This window comes from Arthrobacter methylotrophus (assembly GCF_039539965.1).
In the GTDB taxonomy this organism is placed as follows: domain Bacteria; phylum Actinomycetota; class Actinomycetes; order Actinomycetales; family Micrococcaceae; genus Arthrobacter; species Arthrobacter methylotrophus.
On the sequence record NZ_BAABED010000001.1, the window covers coordinates 4,110,238 to 4,128,737 of the forward strand.

An 18,500-nucleotide genomic window follows, 5' to 3' on the forward strand; every position below is an offset into this window, starting at 1 on the left:
TCACCACGGATGATTGAAATGCAATATTTGAGGGCAGTTTCAATCAACTTTTGTCAAAAATGTGATGTGTTGCCAACCGTTCTGAAGTGGCTTTTAAGCCCTTCAGCCCCGTAAATTCAAGGATTTTGCACACTCGGCAATAGCTTCGCGCGCCCATTGCCGTTGTTGCTCGGTTCCGACGCGTTCCGCCCACTGCTCAGCGAGCTGGAACTCCACCATCGCTTCGGTGCGCCGCCCGTCGTCGTACAGTGCCCAACCGAGGTTGTTGTGCAAGGAAACCATCCACCGTTTGGTGCGGGGATCCTCGACCGCAGAGGCATACTCGAGAACACTGCGCGTCCATGATTCCTGGTGGCCGGAGTCCGCGATGGCGAGCATATGAAGGGCGTCCACGGCGAGGAAATCTTCGCCCAGGAGGTCTCCCAACTCGGCGGCCTGCTCAAAGAGCGGAACAGCCATGGCCGGATGCCCCGCCGAGTTGAGCAAGCGCCCGCGTTCCAGGAGTACCCGCACCGCAACGGTCGGTTCCTCTTCGGCGTCGATCCCGTCCAGGAGCGCATCTGCTTCCTCGAAGCGGCCCTGCAGGCCGATGGCCCGACCCAGTTGGGTGGCGAGCTCCGCGTGTTTAAAGGCATCGTAGCCAGGATCCGTCATGGCTTCTCGGAACCGGGTTTCCGACAGCGCGGGGTCCTCGAAATTCCACAGCTCATCAAGGGTCTGCTGTGCCAGCATCCGGCTCCTCCTGATTGCTTCGAGGCGTTGGAAAGTGCGATCCACTCACAATCTAGCCGAAGCAGTGGAGTGGCTCCGCGTGTCAGCCCTTCGCGAGGCGAGCCCACCCCAACTGCTCCTGCTGCCTGCGGCTCAACGAGGAAACCACCAGGTCGTAGGAGTCCTCCACCATGTCCCGAACCATGGCGTCGGGCAGGGCGCCATCCAAGCGCACCCCGTTCCAATGGGTCTTGTTCATGTGCCAGGCACCGGTGATTTCCGGATGGGCTGTGCGCAATTGCACCGCCAGTGTGGGATCGCACTTGAGGCTCACCGCCAGGTTCTGCTCGTCCAGGGCAGAGGCCGCGAACATCTTGCCTTCCTGCTTGGCTCCCGCGGACACGGTGGAACGGACTTTGAAAACCGAGGTTTCCGGACCGAAGGGGAAGTCTTCATAAGCCCCGGGAAAGCCCAGGCAGATTTGGCGGAGTGAGGCAGCATCCATGTAGCGAGACTAGCGGAGCGCTGCGCTTGGCGGAGCGCCTGCCTCACTCAACCCCTAGGAACTCCTCCAGAAGCACCACTTCCAGGCCGGCGGCCGCTTGCGCGGAGCGGAAGGCCTCGAAATCAGCCGCGAATTCAGGGCGGAAGTGCATCAGGACGATATCGCCGGGCCGCAGCGAATTGCCGTATTGGTAGTCCATCTGCCCGGCGTTTGCCTTCGCCTCCCACGTAACGATTGCCTTCAGGCCGGCGGCGGCCACGGCTTGCCTCATGGCGATCGAATAGGCGCCCCCAGGCGGCCGGAACAAAGTGGGCTTGCGGCCGTACTGCTGGACAGCGAAGTCCTGCATCCCTGCAATGTCGTCCAATTGCCTCTGGTAGCCCCATTGGGTAGTCATGTTGACGTTGTGGCTGACCGTATGGTTTTCGACGAGGCTGCCCTGCGCCATGAACGCCTTGAAGAACGCAGGGTTGTCGCGGACAGTGTCGCGCGTCAGGAACAGTGTGGCCGGGTAGTCGTGCTCCGCGAGGAGCCGGACGCTTTCCGGAGACTTGACCAGTCCGTCGTCGATCGTCAGGAACACTACGGGATGTTTGGTGGGGATCTTGGTGATCACCGGGGCCAGTCCGTTTTGGATGGGTGGCAGCTGAAAGTCAGGGACAAAGTAGCGCCGGGGCCGCTGAGGTGGCGCGAGACTCGGCGTAGGGCTAATTGCATCGCTTGCGGACGACGACGGCGACGGGCCCGCAGTGCCGGGCGCAGCCGCCGAGCTTTCTGCCAAGGGGCCTCCGGGAGCAGCACATGCCCCCAGCCCGGCCACGAGGGACGCCCCGAGTAAACCGAGCGCGGTGCGTCTACTAGTCGTGGAGTGGTGGTCATCGCACATGTGTTCCCTGGTCTGTCAGTCGGGTGCTTGCCCCCGGACTGTACTAGCGGCCGGTTAACAGAAAGTGACGCTATCCGGAGCCGTCGTCCTGGCTCGTCCGCCCCCTCCGGCTAGATGCCGATCCGCCAGCCCACCTGCGCCGGACAAGCGTTCATGACCACGTCCAGGCCCGCTGCTTTGGCCCGCTGGGCCGCGTCCTCGTCAATCACTCCGAGCTGGAGCCACACGGCTTTCGCTCCCACGGCAATCGCTTCGTCCACAACGGCGCCAACACGCGAGGAGTTCACAAAACAGTCGACGACGTCGATGGGCCGCTTCCCGAGGGGCACGTCGGCAAGGAATTTGTAGCCGGTTTCGCCGTGGACGTCCTCGCCTTTCCTGTTGATCGGGATGATCTCCATGCCCATCGTGTCACGAATGTAGAGGGCTACTTCGAACGCCGAGCGCCACTCATTCGTGCTGAGTCCCACGATTGCCCAGCGGCCTTTTGTGCGCATCAGCCGGTCGATGACAGCCGGATCGTTGACGTGTGCCATAAGTCAAGCCTACTAGCGGGATAGCAGGCCAAGGAGCCATCGCAACGAAGCTCCGGGAGGCTTCAGGGACACATCGTTCTGGCCGCTTTGCGCGGCTTGCTGTACCCCGTATTGGAGGTCCTGAGCGGTCCCCATAGAGGGGATGGCAGTTTTGGGCAGCGGGAGGATGCCCCGCGAATCGATGGTCGGCCCGGCGTGCGCGGCCTCGGGCTCTTCGGGCTGCCGCCCAGCCGGCTGGGCGGCAGGTGTGGGGGTCGCCGCTGGCGCTACTGCTTCCTGCTCTGCTTCGGCCGCGTTCTCCGGAGCGGGCGGCACCGGACCTCCCGAAGGCTCGGCGGCGGCGAACCCTGCCGCCGGGGTTCCCGCCGGCACAGGCGCCGGCACATCGACCGGAGCCGGGTGCGTCGTGCCCTCCGGGGAGTGGTTGGAGGAGGTGGGAGGTACCGGCGACGGCGGAGCGGTGGTCCAACCCGGCACCCAGCCGGGGATCAGCACATGTATGAAATCGGGGGTGCCCTCGCTAAATTCGGCACTCGAGGCCGCAACGCCACCAATACCCAAGGCCATGGCTGTCGCCACGGCAGCGCCAATGACGGCAGGGCGGTTTTTGCGCAGCTTACGCCGCTTGCGGAGCTCGTCGCCGCGAAGATCGTCCGCAGGGTTGCCGGTGGGGGCGCCCATGCCGATTCCTGCATCGGCGCCTGCCATGCCATCGGCAGCCGAGCCCAACAACATCGCAGCGAGTGCGGGCCCGGGGGTCGGCGCCGGCATCGACGCGAAGGACTCCAGCGCCGTCAATGACTCCCTGAGTTCGGAGGCGTCCGTCAGCTCAGCCTCGAGCAGGAGTTCATGGATGATCGCATCGCGGTCAATATCCTTGCAATCCCAACGCCTCATGGGGCTATGTATTCCTTTACTACCGAGTGCTCGCGGAGTGTATTCAACGCCCGGCGCTGCAGTTGCTTGACCGCGCCTTGGCTTTTCCCCATGATTTCGGCTACATGGTCCACTGTCAGACCGGCAACGATGCGAAGTGACAAGACTTCCCGCTGATCCTCCCGAAGGAGATCCAGCAGCGCCCCGACTTCGCCGGGCGCCACGCGGTCCATCGCTTCGGCTTCCGCCGAATTCGACTGGCGCGGGTCCCGCTCAGGTTCAAACTCATGCAGTTCCGGCGCCCTGCTTTGCCGACGATGATCATCCACCATCCGTGCGTGGGCTACCGAAAATACAAAAGTCCGCAGGCCGCTGACGCCGCCGGTGATCGTCTCAAGACGAGGCAGGACGGCAAGAAAAACCTCTTGGGTAACTGCTTCCGGATCCGAGGCTCCCTTTGCCGTCAGGTAGCCGAGGACTTGGCCTGCGAAGGCCTGGTACACGGCTGTGAACAGCTCAGCTTCCCGGCCCTGGAGGTCGCGCAAGGCTGCATCGGTCAAGGCGTCGGTCACAGAAGCGTGGCTTTCGTTGGGGAACACAGGTCCGGATTCAAGCGAGATCCTGCTGCCGAAACGCCGCAGCGCCGGGCAACGTCAGCTAGCCTAACCGGTGTTCCCCTGAAGCCCAAGGACCGGCTATCCGTTCCGGAGTTTTGCCTCTCCCGGACTTTGCACATCCACGAAACCCTTCAGACATAAAAAGAGCCGAGCTGAAACCTGATGGGGGACAAATTTCAGCTCGGCCTTCAAACAGGTAATCGATGGGGCATCCCCAAGGGTTACGCGGATTCCAAAAGTTTTTTTCACGCCTGTTTTCGGGGCGCTTGGCGAGGAAACGACGACGGCGAGCCGACCCTGAAAGGGCCACTCGCCGTCGTCGTGATTCAGCTTTGGTGACTAGTCCTCGATGAGGTCATGCACCACGATCGTCTGATCCCGGTCCGGGCCGACGCCGATCGCGGAGAAACGCGTGCCGGACAGCTTCTCGAGGGCCAGCACGTATCTGCGGGCGTTCTCGGGGAGGTCTTCGAGCGTCTTGGCGCCGGTGATGTCCTCGGTCCAGCCGTCGAAGTACTCGAAGATCGGCACTGCGTGGTGGAACTCGGTCTGGGTCATGGGCATTTCGTCGTGACGAACGCCGTCGACGTCGTAGGCCACACAGACCGGGATCTGCGCAATACCGGTGAGCACGTCCAGCTTCGTGACGAAGTAGTCCGTGAATCCGTTGACGCGGGAGGCCGCACGGGCCAGGACGGCGTCGTACCAACCGCAGCGGCGTGGACGGCCCGTGTTCACGCCGAACTCGCCACCGGTCTTCTGCAGGTACATGCCCATCTCGTCAAAGAGCTCCGTGGGGAACGGACCGGCGCCAACACGGGTGGTGTAGGCCTTGATGATGCCGATGGATCGCGAGATCCGGGTGGGGCCGATGCCCGAGCCAACCGATGCCCCGCCGGCCGTCGGGTTGGAGGAGGTGACAAAGGGGTACGTGCCGTGGTCGACGTCCAGGAACGTGGCCTGGCCACCTTCCATGAGGACCACTTTGCCCTCGTCCAGTGCGTTGTTGAGGACAAGTGTGCTGTCGATGACCAGCGGCCGGAGGCGTTCGGCGAAGGACAGGAAATACTCCACGATCTCTTCCACCACCACGCTGCGGCGGTTGTAGACCTTGACCAAGAGCTCGTTCTTTTGACGCAGCGAGCCTTCCACTTTCTGGCGGAGGATCGATTCGTCGAAGACGTCCTGGACACGGATGCCCAAACGGGCCACTTTGTCCATGTAGGCAGGTCCAATTCCCCGGCCCGTGGTGCCGATGGCACGGCTGCCGAGGAAACGCTCCGTGACCTTGTCCAGCACCTGGTGGTACGGCGCCACGAGGTGGGCATTGGCTGAGACGCGCAAGCGGGACGTGTCCGCGCCACGGGCTTCCAGTCCGTCGATCTCCTGGAACAGCGCCTCGAGGTTCACCACACAGCCATTGCCGATGATCGGAATTGCGTTCGGGCTCAAAATGCCGGCAGGAAGGAGCTTGAGCTCGTACTTCTCACCGCCGACGACGACGGTGTGCCCGGCATTGTTGCCGCCGTTGGGCTTGACCACGTAGTCAACGCGGCCACCGAGCAGATCGGTTGCTTTGCCTTTGCCTTCGTCGCCCCACTGGGCTCCGACGATCACGATAGCTGGCATGGGATCCTCCCCCATTCTTTCGGGCCGGTCCTGGCGGGTAACCAAGGCTCAGCGCCGTACATGAGAACGCCCCGAATCTTTCGATCCTGCCCGCAGACTTTCGCAAAAGTTCACCGGCGAGATCAGCAAGAGTTCCGGGGCTCTTACCCGCCAAGTTTAGCCGATGCGGCTCCCTGCCCGGTTGTCATACGGCCGAAGGGCGGTATGAAGGCAATCGCAGCCACTGGAAAGTCCCTGTTAGCGGAGCGTGAACTCTTTCCACACAGTCCGCGTTTCCCTTCCGAATCGATAGTCTGGCCTCAGACCACCGGCTACATTCTTTGTGAATCCACCCCCACACACCCAACTAACTCGCACTTGTTGTCGTTATGAGCCGTCTAAACGACAACAAGTGCGAGCCAGTTGGGCGGGTTAGGCCCGTGAATCTGAAGGGAAATCCATGAAATCTCGCGATAAGCGCTTTCTGTTGGCTAGCGGGGCGAGCGCCCTTGCAGCATCCACGATCGCCGCCGGCATGATCGGGCTCGGCATGGCACCGGTCACGGCCTCGGCCAATGACGACTACCAAGGAACCGCGACGCCCATCAAGCATGTCGTCGTGATCTTCGGTGAGAACGTTTCCTTCGACCACTACTTTGCGACATATCCACAAGCAAGCAACACCCCCGGCGAAACCCAACAAGGCACCGGCGCAGCGGCCCCGGCATTCACCGCGGCCAAGAACACGCCCAAAAACATCGCCACCCTTGCCCAGGACAAGCTGCTGGCACCGAACAACCCCAACTCTGTCCAACCACGGCGCCTGACGCCCGGCCAAGCCATCACGTGCGACCAGGACCATGAATACACCGCGGAGCAGAAGGCCTACAACAGTGGCCGGATGAACAAGTTCGTCGAGAACACCAGCATGGATAACTGCTCTGGTGGCCAGTTCGCTCGCCCCGGGCTCACCATGGACTACTACGATGGCAACACCGTCACGGGAATCTGGAACTACGCCCAGAACTTCGCCATGAGCGACTCCCACTTCAGCACCACCTTCGGCCCGTCCAGCCCTGGCGCCCAAAACCTGGTGTCCGGCCAAACCCACGGCGTTTCCGAATTCACGCCTGATGGGCAGCCTGTCAAGCCCGCAAGCAGCGACTACACAGTCAAGTTCCCTGATGCCAATGGCGTGGGCACCATGACGGAAGACCCCGATCCCGTCTACGACGACTGCTCCAACAAGAGTCACGCAAGCAAGAACAACCTTGCCGGCATGCAAGGCAAGAACATCGGCGACCTGCTCAACGACAAGGGAATCAGTTGAGGCTGGTTCCAGGGCGGCTTTGCCCCGACGACGGCGGCAACGGACTCCACTCCGGCAGCCTGTATGAGCACCCACACCAACGTTTCAGGCGCGACGGTCACGGACTACAGCCCGCACCACCAGCCGTTCCAGTACTACAAGTCAACGTCCAACCCGCACCACCTTGCCCCGGCGAGCGTGGGCGAGATCGGGCACAATGGCCAGGCCAACCACCAGTACGACACCACGGACTTCGCCAAGGTAGTCAACTCTGACAACATGCCGGCCGTCTCCTTCCTGAAGGCGGGAAGCTCCCAGGACGGCCACGCCGGCTACTCCGATCCATTGGACGAGCAGAAGTTCATCACGCAGCAAGTGAACGCCATCCAGAACTCGAAGAACTGGGAAAGCACCGCCGTCGTCCTCGCCTATGACGACTCGGATGGTTGGTATGACCACGTCGCCGCTGCGGTAAAGAACTCTTCCAAAACCACCGACGACGCCGCGTGGTGCCTTAACGCCTACAACAAGGGTGTTCCGATGGCCGGAGGCTATGCGGACCGTTGTGGCCCCGGACCCCGCCAGCCGCTCGTGGTGATCTCGCCCTTTGCCAAGAAGAACTTCGTGGACCACACCCAGACGGACCAGTCATCCATTCTTCGCTTCATCGAGGACAACTGGCACACCGGTCAGATCGGCGACTCCTCGGCAGACGCCAAGGCCGGCTCCATCAACGCGATGTTCGACTTCGATCATCAGCGGGACGTGAAGCTCATCCTGAACGAATCGAACGGCACCATGGTTTCCCGCGGCAAGGAAAGCGACGAACAGAACACGAACCAGCAGTAGCAGGCGTTCCTGACGCGGCAGCGCCCGGATCCATCGGGACGCTGCCGCGTCAGATTAATGACTTACGCCGCCGCGGCCGCCAGGGCGGCATCCGCCAAGCCAGACCATTCCGAGGAGGACGCAAGGGGTACTTCCACCCAGTCCTTGAAGGGCCGTTTCATGCCTGAGGGGTCGAAGAGTTCCGCCCCGGGGAGGGCCAAGGCACGGGCATGCTCGGCGGAGTCTTTGCCGAGTTTGAACGCCACATTGTTGCCGTAGAGGCAAGCGATGGCCTTCTTGTTGAGCATCAGGGAATTGGCGCCGAACATTTGGCCCAGAACCACGCCCGCGTCACCGAGATCCGCGGCCAGGTCCTCGAATGCGGAGAGGGCGGCAGCAGAAGACTCAGGTTTTTCCATACCGGCATCATGCCGGAAGCCAGCCACCGCCGTCGAGAGACCCACCACAGAAGTCCCGATTCACCCCACAGGGCCTCGCCGTTCCGGTAGAGTTAACCAGCCCCCAACACTGCACCCAACCCGACCGGCAGCGGCCTACCGCGACCGGCTGGCAAAGTGCGCCTCGCTACACGTAGGAGACCTAAGCCCATATGCAAGACCTGGCGACTGAATCACTCGAAGAGCAGCTCTGGAACCGACGTTTCGAACCCCATATCGCCGAGGTTACGGGGCTTTGCGATTCCCTCAAAGAACAGAAGCCGGGCAGCGAAGTCCTCTACGTGGATCCCGCCCACAGCGTTGACGAGTGCCGAATCATCAGCCTTTTCTCCAACACCCGCACCACCGAGGGCTCTGGCTTCATTGTTCCGGGTGACGCGGACGCCGCCACCCGTTTGTTGGGCATGCAGTGGCAGTTGGGGCTACGTCCGGAACTCATGATGCCGTGGAACGTGTACCCATGGATCGAGCCCGACGGAGAGCCAGGCAAGCTGACTCCGGCCAACATCACCGAAGGCCTCAAGCCACTCCTGCGCCTCCTGGCGATCGCACCGCGAACCTCCGCCCTGGTGGCCCACGGCAACGAAGCCCACCGCCTCGCGGACCAGCTCATGAAGGCCGCCCCGCAGAGCATCCACCGCCGCGGTTTCAAGACGTTCAAGGTCCGCTCGCTGGGCGGCCGCTCCTTCGCCGGTTCGCCCGCCCGCCAGCAGGAGTACCTGGACATCATCCACGGCGCCTACGCGGAGGCCATGGCCAGGACCGGCCTCACCCCCGTTTCCTAGAACTCACCCAACTGACTCGCACCTAATGTCGTTTTGACGCCTCATAGCGACATTAAGTGCGAGTCAGTTGGGTGGGGAAAGCGCGACGGCGACCGTCCACCTTTCGGTGGAGGGCCGCCGTCGGTGTCTTGTCAGCAGCCTTAGCCTTCGATCGCTGCCTTAGCGGTGGGATCGGAATCGTTTAGGAACTTCTCGATCCGCTCCGGTTCCTCGGGTTCGCCGATGGCGGCGGATGCCCGGCCGAGGGAGTACAGCGCCCGCAGGAATCCCCTGTTGGGCTCGTGCTCCCAGGGGATGGGCCCGACGCCGCGCCAACCGTTCCGGCGCAGTGAATCCAGTCCTCGGTGGTAACCCACGCGCGAATAGGCATAGGAATCGATGGTCCGGCCGTCAGCCCAGGCTTCCTCGGCCAGGATCGCCCACAGCAACGAAGATGTGGGGTACTTGGCCACGAGGTCCAGCGCCTCCTGTCCCAGGGCCAGGTGCTGGTACACCTCGGTCTCGGCAGGCAGGAGCGTCGGTTCGGGACCCATCAGGTTCTTGCGGAATTCGTCGGACATTAGAAGGTCTTGCCTACTGAGCCGAGCTGCTTTGCGGCTTCCACGATCCGGGCAGCCATGCCGGCCTCCGCCGAAGCACCCCAGACACGCGGATCATAGGCCTTCTTATTGCCCATCTCGCCGTCGACCTTCAAGACACCGTCGTAGTTCGAGAACATGTGTCCGGCAACCGGACGGGTGAACGCATACTGGGTGTCGGTGTCGATGTTCATCTTGATGACACCATAGGAAACAGCATCCGCGATCTCCTGCTCCGTGGAACCCGAACCACCGTGGAACACCAGATCAAACGGGTTGTCCTTGCCGATTTTGGCACCGACCTCCGCCTGGATCTGCTTGAGGAGCTCCGGACGGAGCTTGACGTTGCCCGGCTTGTACACGCCATGGACGTTCCCGAACGTCAACGCCGTCAGGTAGCGGCCGTTCTCCCCCGCACCCAACGCCTCGATCGTGGCCAAGGCGTCTTCGGTGGTGGTGTAGAGCTTCTCGTTGATCTCGTTCTCAACACCGTCTTCCTCGCCGCCGACCGTACCGATCTCAACCTCGAGGATGATCCTGGCCGCAGCCGCACGCTCCAGAAGCTCCCGGCCAATCCGCAGATTCTCGGACAAAGTCTCATGCGAGCCGTCCCACATATGCGAGTTGAAAATGGGGTCCTTGCCGGCCTTCACCGCTTCCTCCGAAGCAGCCAGCAACGGCAACACAAAATCAGCCAGCTTGTCCTGCGGGCAGTGATCCGTATGCAGGGCAATATTCACGTTGTAGTTCTTCGCGACCTCACGGGCGAAAGCAGCAAAACCCAAGGAACCGACAACCATGTTCTTGACCGAAGCACCGGACCAATAAGCCGCGCCACCAGTCGAAACCTGAATGATGCCATCCGACTCAGCCTCAGCAAAACCGCGGATCGCCGCGTTCAGGGTCTGCGACGAGGTCACATTCACGGCCGGAAACGCGAAACCACCGACCTTCGCACGGTCGATCATCTCGGAGTAAATCTCTGGGGTTGCGATGGGCATACTGACTCCTATGCTGATTTTTCGTCTTTGGGTTTTGTTGACCCTGGAGTAGACCTCTACGGCTAGGCACCATCCTAGCGACTCCGGATCCGGCACCGTGTTTCCGGTCACGGAGCCGGGTAACAGTTGCAGACCTTCAGCTCAGATCCCTTCCCCGGGGGTTGAGGTTTGCGATTGCGGTCGACAAGGCCGTGGCGAATCCGCACCAGAGCGCGTAAGGGGCCAGAGACACGCCGGCACTGCGGTTCAGATTGTAAGTTCGCCGCACCAAGTCGGCGCTGCTCGCTGTCAGCACGGCACACTCCGCCGCAGCCAGCCAAGGCCGGCGGGCACGCCAGAAGAGCCAACTCCAGGAGGCATTGAGAACGAGGTTCACCGCCAAGGCACCGCGGTAGGCGGCTGCTTCCTTTTGCCGGGCTTTGCTGCCGAGGGAACCGGGCGCAAAAGCACTGTTCAACGCTACGGCGGAACTCGCGGCGAGATCGGCGTAGAGTGCCGTCCACACGAGGGGAAAAGCGATGGGGGGCGGCTGCCAGCTTGGTTTGTGCAGCCGTCGGTACCAGTAACCATCCGGATCGGCCGCCAGAGACCCGGCCGCGGCCGTGACTATAGTCGATCCCGCCGTCCACACCAGTGTGGTCAGTTTCATCACGGCTCCTTTGGCTCTGCCGCAGTCCTACCCGGAGGCGGGCTGTCACCTGTATCCCTGATTGTACGGCGAAGCGCTAAGACACCCGCTGGCCGAAGTTATGGCGCCGAATCCAAGCGTGCATCGCTATTGCCGCAGCCGACGCCGCGTTCATGGACCGCGTGGAACCATACTGCTCGATCGACAGGGTGGCGACGGCGGCGTCGTGCACCTCAGGAGTCAGCCCGGGGCCTTCCTGCCCGAACACCAGCACGCAGTTGCGCGGCAGCTCGTAGGTTTCCAGGGGCACGGAATCGGGGAAGATATCGATGCCGATGATCGCGAGGCCCTCCCCTTGCGCCCACGTCACGAAGTCTTCCACCGTGGGGTGGTGGCGGATGTGCTGGTAACGGTCGGTGACCATGGCTCCGCGACGGTTCCACCGGCGTCGTCCGATGATGTGGACCTCCTTGGCAAGGAACGCGTTGGCGGTGCGTACCACAGTGCCGATGTTGAGGTCGTGCTGCCAGTTCTCTATGGCGATGTGGAAATCGTGCCGGTGGGCATCCAGGTCAGCCACGATCGCGTCGTGCTTCCAGTATCGGTACTTGTCGACCACGTTGCGGCGGTCGCCGTCGGATAGCAGGTCCGGGTCCCAATGCTCGCCTTCCGGCCACTCGCCTTCCCAAGGCCCGACGCCGACCTCAGGTTTCGCTTCGAACCCACCCTCGGTGGAGGAGACAGGAGGCGAGACGGCAGCGGAGTACGGGGCGGAGTCGGCAGGGGCTGGGTTCTGGGGCCGGTCAGTCACCACTCAACCCTAGCCCGGGGCGCCGTAACGTAGGGCACACGAGTGTCGCGGGAAGCGAAAGATGAAAGACTTGGAACCAGAACAAACCAATACGCGGAGGAAAAGTATGGAGAACGCAACCGAGGCCCCCAAGAGCTCACCCCTTTACCGCAACGGACACGAAATCGAATGCTGGCTCACGGACATGGACGGTGTTCTGGTCCACGAGAACCAGGCGGTTCCCGGAGCGGCTGAACTGATCCAGCGCTGGGTGGATACCTCCAAGCGATTCCTCGTGCTCACCAACAACTCCATCTTCACGCCGCGGGATTTGGCGGCGAGGCTGAGCTCCTCGGGCCTGGAAATTCCGGAGGAAAACATCTGGACCTCGGCCCTGGCCACGGCACAGTTCCTCAAGGACCAAGTGGGCGGCTCGGACTCCGGCAACCGCGCCTACACTATCGGTGAGGCAGGGCTCACGACGGCGCTGCACGAGGCTGGCTTCATCCTCACCGACCAGAACCCGGACTTCGTCGTGCTGGGCGAAACCCGCACCTACTCTTTCGAAGCCATCACCATGGCTATTCGGCTGATCCTCGCCGGGGCGCGTTTCATCGCCACCAACCCGGATGCCACCGGCCCGTCGAAGGATGGCCCCATGCCAGCCACGGGCGCCATCGCCGCACTGATTTCCAAGGCGACCGGCCGCGAGCCATACATTGTGGGCAAGCCGAACCCCATGATGTTCCGTTCCGCGATGAACCAGATCGACGCACATTCAGAAACCACGGCAATGATCGGTGACCGCATGGACACCGACATCATCGCGGGCATGGAAGCCGGACTGCACACCGTCCTGGTGCTCAGCGGAATCACCCAGCACGAGGACATCGCGGCCTTCCCGTTCCGGCCGAACCAGGTCCTGAACTCTGTCGCGGATCTCAAGAACCAGATCTGAGAAGAAGGGGCCGGTGCCATGGCTGTCCTGAACCTGCGGTCCTTGCCCGGTGGGCGCATCCTCAGGGGTAGTCAGCCGTTTGGGATGGACACTGTGGCGACGGCCGCCTTCCTTGAACTGCATGGCATCCAGACGGTGGTGGATCTACGCAGCGGGTACGAACGCACCATCGTGCCCTGGCAACTGACCAACGGCGCAGTGGAGCTTGTGGAAAACCCCCTCGACCCGCGGATCGCCTCGGCCGGTCTCGAATCGATCCACACAGCCGAAGATCTCGGGGAGCTTTACGTGGGCTGGGTACGCGCGCGCCCCGATTGGGTGGCGGAGTCGCTGCGTCCTGCGGCCCAAGGCAAGCGGACGCTGATCCACTGCTCGCTCGGCAAGGACCGCACCGGCGTCGTATCCGCTTTGGCGCTCCTCGCGACGGGTACTGATCGTGCGGCGGTTGTGGCCGACTACTCCGCAAGCACCGCCGCCCTTCCCGCGATGCTTGAGACCATGGCAGCGGCGTGGCGGTTGGCCGTCCCGGAGATTCCGGAGGACGCGTTCAGTCCCTCGCTCATGCTTCTGCAATCCCCCCAAGCAGCAATGGAATACTTCCTGGGCGTGTTCGGCCACGAGTTCGGCAGCGCAGCAGACTACCTCCACGACGCCGGCCTCACGGGTGCCGAGCTGGATGGCCTGCGGCGCAGCTAGGGGTTCTTTAGGGAGCGGTGGTCAGTAGAACACCACGCGCGGGCCGGCCCGGGGTGGCGGAAATAGCTCGTTCTCGAGGTCCTCGATAATCGGGTTGTAGACGAAGGGATTCCACTGGGGGCTCGCATGGGTAGGGCGGGCGCCGTCGGTCCTGAGGCCAGTGGAGGCCATGTTGAGCGGGAAAGTTTTGGCCCACGCAGCCCGGGCAGTCTCGTAGTTCACCGTGTCATCGCGGGGGTTTCCGATAAAAGCCATGCGGGTATCCCCCAGCCTGTCGGTGAACCGGGTGCCGTCGAAGTGGTAAATGTAGTCCGATTCGCTCTGGATCAGGACGCTCGAGGGTGCGATCGGCGAGAGTTGCTCCAGGGTCTGGTCCCAGATCTGCCCCCACGTGCGTTCGTGCTTGTTCACCACGCGCTCGCCCAGTTCGTAGCCGCCCCGAAGGACCGACGGAACCTGGAAGCCGCTCTCGTACAAGAACACAACGCCGTCGAACCAGCTTTGGTCGAGGATGTCGTACTTACTGAACGGCGACGAATCCAACAAGATCAGCTTCACGCCGATCCCGTTCCGTTCACGCAGGAGCGCCGCCACTTCAGTGGCCAGCATCCCACCGAAACTGTGGCCGTAGAAATAGAGCGTGTTCAGCTTCCGCTCATTGATGTAGTCGGCGACGGTGTCGACTACATCGGACACGTCCAACCCCAGGTTGGAATACCCGACGGCGGCCAACTGACCCCGCTGATGGAGCGAACCCCGAAGTGAGTTGAGGATCCATTGGGCCTCTTCCCAGCTGGTCTTGTAACCGGGGAAGAGAATCCAGCTCGAATTGGGGTAGGAGGAATCAGCGAAGTCGTCACCTACCGGAAGAATCTTGGTGACGCGACGCTCTGCCTGGACCTGGCGGGTAAACAGCATGTCCGCCGCGAGGGCCGTGGAAGCACCCGCGCCAATGAGGAAGGAGCGACGGGAAAAACTCTTGAGCTCGGCAGCATGGCGGAGGACCTGGGCAGGGGAGCCCGGGTCCTGCCAGCGCTGCTGCTTCCGGGGGAATTTCCCGGCCCGAAGGTTCACGCAGCCAGCTTAGGCTTTTCAGTCCCCGGGCACACGGTCCCGTTCGAAGCTGCCTTGGCTGGGAGTTTGGGGTCAGTCGAGTCCCAGCTCGTCCTTGCCGAAAGCGAAGAGGTACGGCACGCCGGTTTCGGCTTCGATCTTTTCCTTGGCCCCGGTGTTGCGGTCCACGATGACTGCCACGGCCACCACGTTGCCACCGGCCTTGCGCACGCCTTCGACGGCGGTCAGCGCCGAGCCACCGGTGGTGGAGGTGTCTTCGAGAACCACGACGTTGCGGCCTTCCACCGAAGGACCTTCTACCTGCCGTCCCATGCCGTAAGACTTCTGTGCCTTGCGTACGACGAAGGCGTCAACGGCACGGCCGGCGTCAGCAGCGGCGTGCATCACGGCGGTACCGACCGGGTCCGCACCCATTGTCAGGCCACCGGCGCACTCAACGTCGATTCCGGCGTCGTCGATCATGGAGAGCATGACCTGGCCAACCAGCTTCGAGGCCTCGTGGTGGAGGGTGATGCGCCGCAAGTCGATGTAGTAGTCCGCCTCTGCCCCGCTGGACAGGATCACCTTGCCGCGGACAACCGCCAGTTCTGTGATCAATTCAAGGAGGCGGGCACGGGCAGCGGAGGTGGCGGTGGCAGCATCAGAGGCGACAGTCATGGTGCCTATTCTACGTAAAGGCGTTGGGCGGAAAGTCCGGCGACGCGCATAGCGCCCTTTGACACAATGAGAGACTCCCGACACCGGAATTCGGGTGTCGGGAGTCTCTTTCTGTGACGCAAAGGAAATTCCGCGTCGCAGCCCGCGTCGCCAGCCCAGGTCACTCACCGTAACCTGGGAAATATCTGCGCCGGAGGCGGTGTTCCCGCACGTATGACAACAATCGGAATCATCGGTGCGGGACACATTGGCAGCCAAGTCGCTCGCAAAGCGGTCCAGCTCGGCTATGACGTAGTGATCAGCAACTCGCGGGGACCGGAAACCTTGGCGGAACTGGTGACGGAACTGGGCCCACATGCCCGGGCCGCAACACCGGCCGAGGCAGCAGCGGCCGGCGATTTCGCCGTCGTCACCGTCCCTCTCAAGAGCTACAAAAACATCCCGGTGGAGCCCCTCGCGGACAAGATCGTGATCGACACGAACAATTACTACTTCGAGCGGGACGGCCACATTCCGGAACTGGACAAGGGTGAGGCCACCACGGCCGGTCTGCTGCAAGAGCACCTGCCCACCTCAAAGGTTGCCAAGGGATTCAACCACATCTATGCAGCGCAGATCACGAGCGACGGCACCCCGCCCGGCACCGAAAACCGCCGCGCATTGGCCACCGCAAGCGACTTCCCCGAGGCCGCCGAACTCGTGACGAAGCTCTACGACGAGTTCGGCTTCGACACCGTCAACATCGGACCGCTCAATGAGAGTTGGCGCGTGGAGCGTGACCGCCCGGCCTACGCGGTACGGCAGAACGCGGCCGAGCTCAAGGACAACCTCGCCAAGGCCCCGCGCACCATCTAGCCCTCAGCGCGCCTTAGCAGGATCGACGACGCCGAGACCCGTGAACTCAGGGGTGGACGCCATAAAGATTCGAAAACTTCATGCGGAAACCTCTTTGCGGTCGGCCCCGGGGTGGGAGGGGGCGTTGCCGGTATGGACCTCCACGTTGTTGTAGTTGCCGGCCACGACGTCAGCGATCAGCACAGAATGGCCCAAGGTGGCCGAGACATACAGGGCACGCACGGTTGCCAAGGCGTTCAGGGCGTCCTGAACCGTGACGCCCGCGGGACGTCCTGCCCGGATCGCCGCGATGATGTCGCGGTACTGCCGGACATGTCCGGCCGGGTACACCGTGGGATCCAGTGCTTCGACAGTATCGTCGGGGTACTTGGCGAGTTCGACGGCGGCCTGGTTCCCGCTGCCGAGAATGCCCATGGCGCTGCTTTGCGAAGGGTCGGCCGCATCGGACGCGTGGAAGTACGCGAGGTCGTCGTTATCGATCACGGCCGAGCCCTTGCTGCCCATGACCTGGAGGCGCACCGTCAAACCGGGGTACGCCGCCGTCGTCGCATGCAGCACGGCAAGGGCGCCGGACTCGAAGGTGACGGTGGCTACGGCAGTGTCCTCCACCTCAACGCCTTCATGGGCGAGGAGCGCAGTTTTGGCGCTGATCTCAACCGGCTGGCCGAGGAACCACAGGAGAAGATCGACGGTGTGGACGCCTTGGTTCATAATGGCTCCGCCGCCGTCCATGGCCCAGGTTCCGCGCCAGGCACCCGAATCGTAGTAGCCCTGGCTCCGCCACCAGCTGACAGAGGCGACGGCGGAGGTCAGCGTGCCGAAGCGTCCGGCCCGGCGGGCCTCGTCCACCACCCGGCTGGCCGGATCGAAGCGGTGCTGGCTGATCACGGTGGCCACCAAGCCCTTGGCCTCGGCAGCCTTGGCGGCAGCCAGGATTTCGTCCGCCCGACTCAAGTCGACGTCAAGGGGCTTTTCGATCACGACGTGTTTGCCGGCGTCGAGCGCTTCCAGCGCTTGCTGGATGTGAAGCCCGCTGGGCGTCGCGATGATGACCAGGTCCACGGGGGCGGCGGCGAGCGCCTCTGCCAGTGTCAGGAAGACTGCTGGCTTCGGGTCGCCTTGGGCTTCGATCTTGGCGGCAATCGCCTCGGAAGCCCCGGGAACCACATCCACAAGCGCGGTGATGACGACTTCCGGAAACTCCCGGATCGCGACCGAGTGGGTGCGGCCGATGACGCCACACCCCACGATGGCGGCGTTGATCGGCACTGTGCCGTGGGGATCCACGTTCGCCTGGCTCATTTGGTTCCCACCCCTGCTTCATTGAGAACTTTCGCGAACGCCCTCGCGGCGATGCCGAACGCCGTCGGGCCGGAGAAACCGCCCAGCCCATGGGCACCGGCCAGGTGCGGCTCGAGGCTCGCGAAACCGGTGTAGCCGTCGGCTTTCAGGGCCTCGACCGTCCGGAGTAGGTCGCCGTCACCTTCGCCCGCGGGGACCACCGTCGCGTCCGAGAACAGGGCGTCCTTCACTTGCAGGTACTCAAGGTGCGGGCGGAGCTTGGCGTAGGCGTCGTCGAAAGGCTTGACGCCCACCTGGACGAAATTGGCGGCATCCCAAGCCACTTTGAGCGCAGGAGAGGAGACTGTTTCGATGATATCAAGCACCCGTTCGGGGATGTCCCCGTAGATGTCCTTCTCGTTTTCGTGCAGAAGTACGACGCCGGACTCTTCCGCCACGTCCGCGAGGGCCCGCATGCGTTCGATCACCGCATCTCGGATACTCTCTACCGCAACGTCCTCGCCATAGTAAAAGGAGAAGATCCGGATGTAGCGGGATTCCAGGACCTGCGCGGCGTTGACTGCGCGGCGCAACCGTTCCACCTCGTGCTCCACTGGAAGGGAAACATCCACTTTCCCGATCGGCGAGGCAATCGCGGAAACCTTCATCTCCGCGGCATCCAGCAAGGATTTCAACTCACGAAGCTGCGCGTCATCCAGATCCACGATGTTGGTTCCCCAGGCGCTGCGGACTTCGATGTGCTTGGCTCCCAACGCCTGCATCACGGCAATCTGGATCTTAGGGTCGTCGTCGATCTCGTCGCCGAAGCCCGAGAGCTCCCATTCAACAGCTGGCGTGCCCAT

20 protein-coding genes and 1 pseudogene are annotated in these 18,500 nt (G+C 62.8%); 5 read left to right on the forward strand and 16 right to left on the reverse strand.

Going from position 1 to position 18,500, the window contains the following annotated elements; genetic code table 11:
- Positions 1-102: 102 nt before the first annotated feature.
- From ABD884_RS21180 to ABD884_RS21210, 7 genes are all read right to left on the reverse strand, one after another.
- Positions 103-732: a tetratricopeptide repeat protein gene (locus ABD884_RS21180; RefSeq protein ID WP_345051394.1), complete on the reverse strand. Its 630-nt coding sequence runs from the start codon at positions 730-732 to the stop codon at positions 103-105.
- An 82-nt stretch (positions 733-814) separates the two neighbouring features.
- On the reverse strand, positions 815-1,216 hold the full coding sequence (locus ABD884_RS21185) for an MmcQ/YjbR family DNA-binding protein (RefSeq protein ID WP_345051398.1): 402 nt from the start codon (positions 1,214-1,216) through the stop codon (positions 815-817).
- Between the two features lie 43 nt (positions 1,217-1,259).
- Complete coding sequence (locus tag ABD884_RS21190; RefSeq protein WP_345051403.1) at positions 1,260-1,997, reverse strand: polysaccharide deacetylase family protein; 738 nt, start codon at positions 1,995-1,997, stop codon at positions 1,260-1,262.
- 215 nt (positions 1,998-2,212) lie between these two features.
- On the reverse strand, positions 2,213-2,638 hold the full coding sequence (locus ABD884_RS21195; RefSeq protein ID WP_345051407.1) for a CoA-binding protein: 426 nt from the start codon (positions 2,636-2,638) through the stop codon (positions 2,213-2,215).
- Between the two features lie 12 nt (positions 2,639-2,650).
- Entirely contained in the window at positions 2,651-3,535 is an 885-nt protein-coding gene (locus tag ABD884_RS21200; protein WP_345051411.1) for a hypothetical protein, read from the reverse strand.
- Positions 3,532-4,086, reverse strand: coding sequence for an RNA polymerase sigma factor (locus ABD884_RS21205; protein ID WP_345055139.1), 555 nt, complete (start codon positions 4,084-4,086; stop codon positions 3,532-3,534). The genes ABD884_RS21200 and ABD884_RS21205 overlap by 4 nt, the downstream gene beginning before the upstream one ends.
- A gap of 384 nt (positions 4,087-4,470) precedes the next feature.
- On the reverse strand, positions 4,471-5,760 hold the full coding sequence (locus tag ABD884_RS21210) for an adenylosuccinate synthase (protein WP_345051414.1): 1,290 nt from the start codon (positions 5,758-5,760) through the stop codon (positions 4,471-4,473).
- Between the two features lie 529 nt (positions 5,761-6,289).
- Here ABD884_RS21210 and ABD884_RS21215 point away from each other — a divergent pair.
- A pseudogene (locus ABD884_RS21215) lies at positions 6,290-7,897 on the forward strand (phospholipase C).
- 62 nt (positions 7,898-7,959) lie between these two features.
- Here ABD884_RS21215 and ABD884_RS21220 read toward each other — a convergent pair.
- Complete coding sequence (locus ABD884_RS21220; protein WP_345051417.1) at positions 7,960-8,295, reverse strand: hypothetical protein; 336 nt, start codon at positions 8,293-8,295, stop codon at positions 7,960-7,962.
- 191 nt (positions 8,296-8,486) lie between these two features.
- Here ABD884_RS21220 and ABD884_RS21225 point away from each other — a divergent pair, with 191 nt between their 5' ends.
- Entirely contained in the window at positions 8,487-9,119 is a 633-nt protein-coding gene (locus ABD884_RS21225; protein WP_345051420.1) for a uracil-DNA glycosylase family protein, read from the forward strand.
- 140 nt (positions 9,120-9,259) lie between these two features.
- On the opposite strand, the gene ABD884_RS21230 is transcribed toward ABD884_RS21225, so the two are convergent.
- The 4 genes from ABD884_RS21230 to ABD884_RS21245 all read right to left on the reverse strand — a co-directional run bounded on the left by ABD884_RS21230 (position 9,260) and on the right by ABD884_RS21245 (position 12,137).
- Complete coding sequence (locus tag ABD884_RS21230) at positions 9,260-9,679, reverse strand: DUF3151 domain-containing protein (RefSeq protein WP_345051423.1); 420 nt, start codon at positions 9,677-9,679, stop codon at positions 9,260-9,262.
- Positions 9,679-10,710, reverse strand: a complete 1,032-nt coding sequence (gene fbaA / locus ABD884_RS21235) for a class II fructose-bisphosphate aldolase (protein ID WP_345055144.1) — start codon at positions 10,708-10,710, stop codon at positions 9,679-9,681. Before fbaA ends, ABD884_RS21230 begins: the two co-directional genes overlap by 1 nt.
- Before the next feature lie 124 nt (positions 10,711-10,834).
- Positions 10,835-11,347: a TspO/MBR family protein gene (locus ABD884_RS21240; protein WP_345051426.1), complete on the reverse strand. Its 513-nt coding sequence runs from the start codon at positions 11,345-11,347 to the stop codon at positions 10,835-10,837.
- Positions 11,348-11,423: 76 nt separating this feature from the next.
- Positions 11,424-12,137 carry a TrmH family RNA methyltransferase gene (locus ABD884_RS21245; protein ID WP_345051429.1) on the reverse strand — a complete coding sequence of 238 codons (714 nt, stop codon included), beginning with the start codon at positions 12,135-12,137 and terminating at the stop codon, positions 11,424-11,426.
- Between the two features lie 106 nt (positions 12,138-12,243).
- Here ABD884_RS21245 and ABD884_RS21250 point away from each other — a divergent pair, with 106 nt between their 5' ends.
- The gene (locus tag ABD884_RS21250) at positions 12,244-13,074 is read left to right on the forward strand and encodes an HAD-IIA family hydrolase (protein WP_345051431.1); all 831 of its coding nucleotides are present in this window, start codon (positions 12,244-12,246) and stop codon (positions 13,072-13,074) included.
- 18 nt (positions 13,075-13,092) lie between these two features.
- Positions 13,093-13,770, forward strand: coding sequence for a tyrosine-protein phosphatase (locus tag ABD884_RS21255; RefSeq protein ID WP_345051434.1), 678 nt, complete (start codon positions 13,093-13,095; stop codon positions 13,768-13,770).
- 21 nt (positions 13,771-13,791) lie between these two features.
- Here ABD884_RS21255 and ABD884_RS21260 read toward each other — a convergent pair whose 3' ends face one another.
- Together ABD884_RS21260 and pyrE are read right to left on the reverse strand one after the other, a co-directional pair.
- On the reverse strand, positions 13,792-14,844 hold the full coding sequence (locus ABD884_RS21260; protein WP_345051438.1) for a thioesterase domain-containing protein: 1,053 nt from the start codon (positions 14,842-14,844) through the stop codon (positions 13,792-13,794).
- A gap of 72 nt (positions 14,845-14,916) precedes the next feature.
- Positions 14,917-15,501, reverse strand: a complete 585-nt coding sequence (gene pyrE, locus ABD884_RS21265) for an orotate phosphoribosyltransferase (protein ID WP_345051441.1) — start codon at positions 15,499-15,501, stop codon at positions 14,917-14,919.
- A 213-nt stretch (positions 15,502-15,714) separates the two neighbouring features.
- On the opposite strand from pyrE, the gene ABD884_RS21270 reads away from it, so the two are divergent.
- Positions 15,715-16,356: an NADPH-dependent F420 reductase gene (locus ABD884_RS21270; RefSeq protein WP_345051444.1), complete on the forward strand. Its 642-nt coding sequence runs from the start codon at positions 15,715-15,717 to the stop codon at positions 16,354-16,356.
- A 78-nt stretch (positions 16,357-16,434) separates the two neighbouring features.
- Here the strand turns inward: ABD884_RS21270 and ABD884_RS21275 are convergent, their stop codons facing one another.
- On the reverse strand, positions 16,435-17,658 hold the full coding sequence (locus tag ABD884_RS21275) for a Gfo/Idh/MocA family protein (protein WP_345051447.1): 1,224 nt from the start codon (positions 17,656-17,658) through the stop codon (positions 16,435-16,437).
- On the reverse strand, positions 17,655-18,500 hold the full coding sequence (locus ABD884_RS21280; protein ID WP_345051450.1) for a sugar phosphate isomerase/epimerase family protein: 846 nt from the start codon (positions 18,498-18,500) through the stop codon (positions 17,655-17,657). Before ABD884_RS21280 ends, ABD884_RS21275 begins: the two co-directional genes overlap by 4 nt.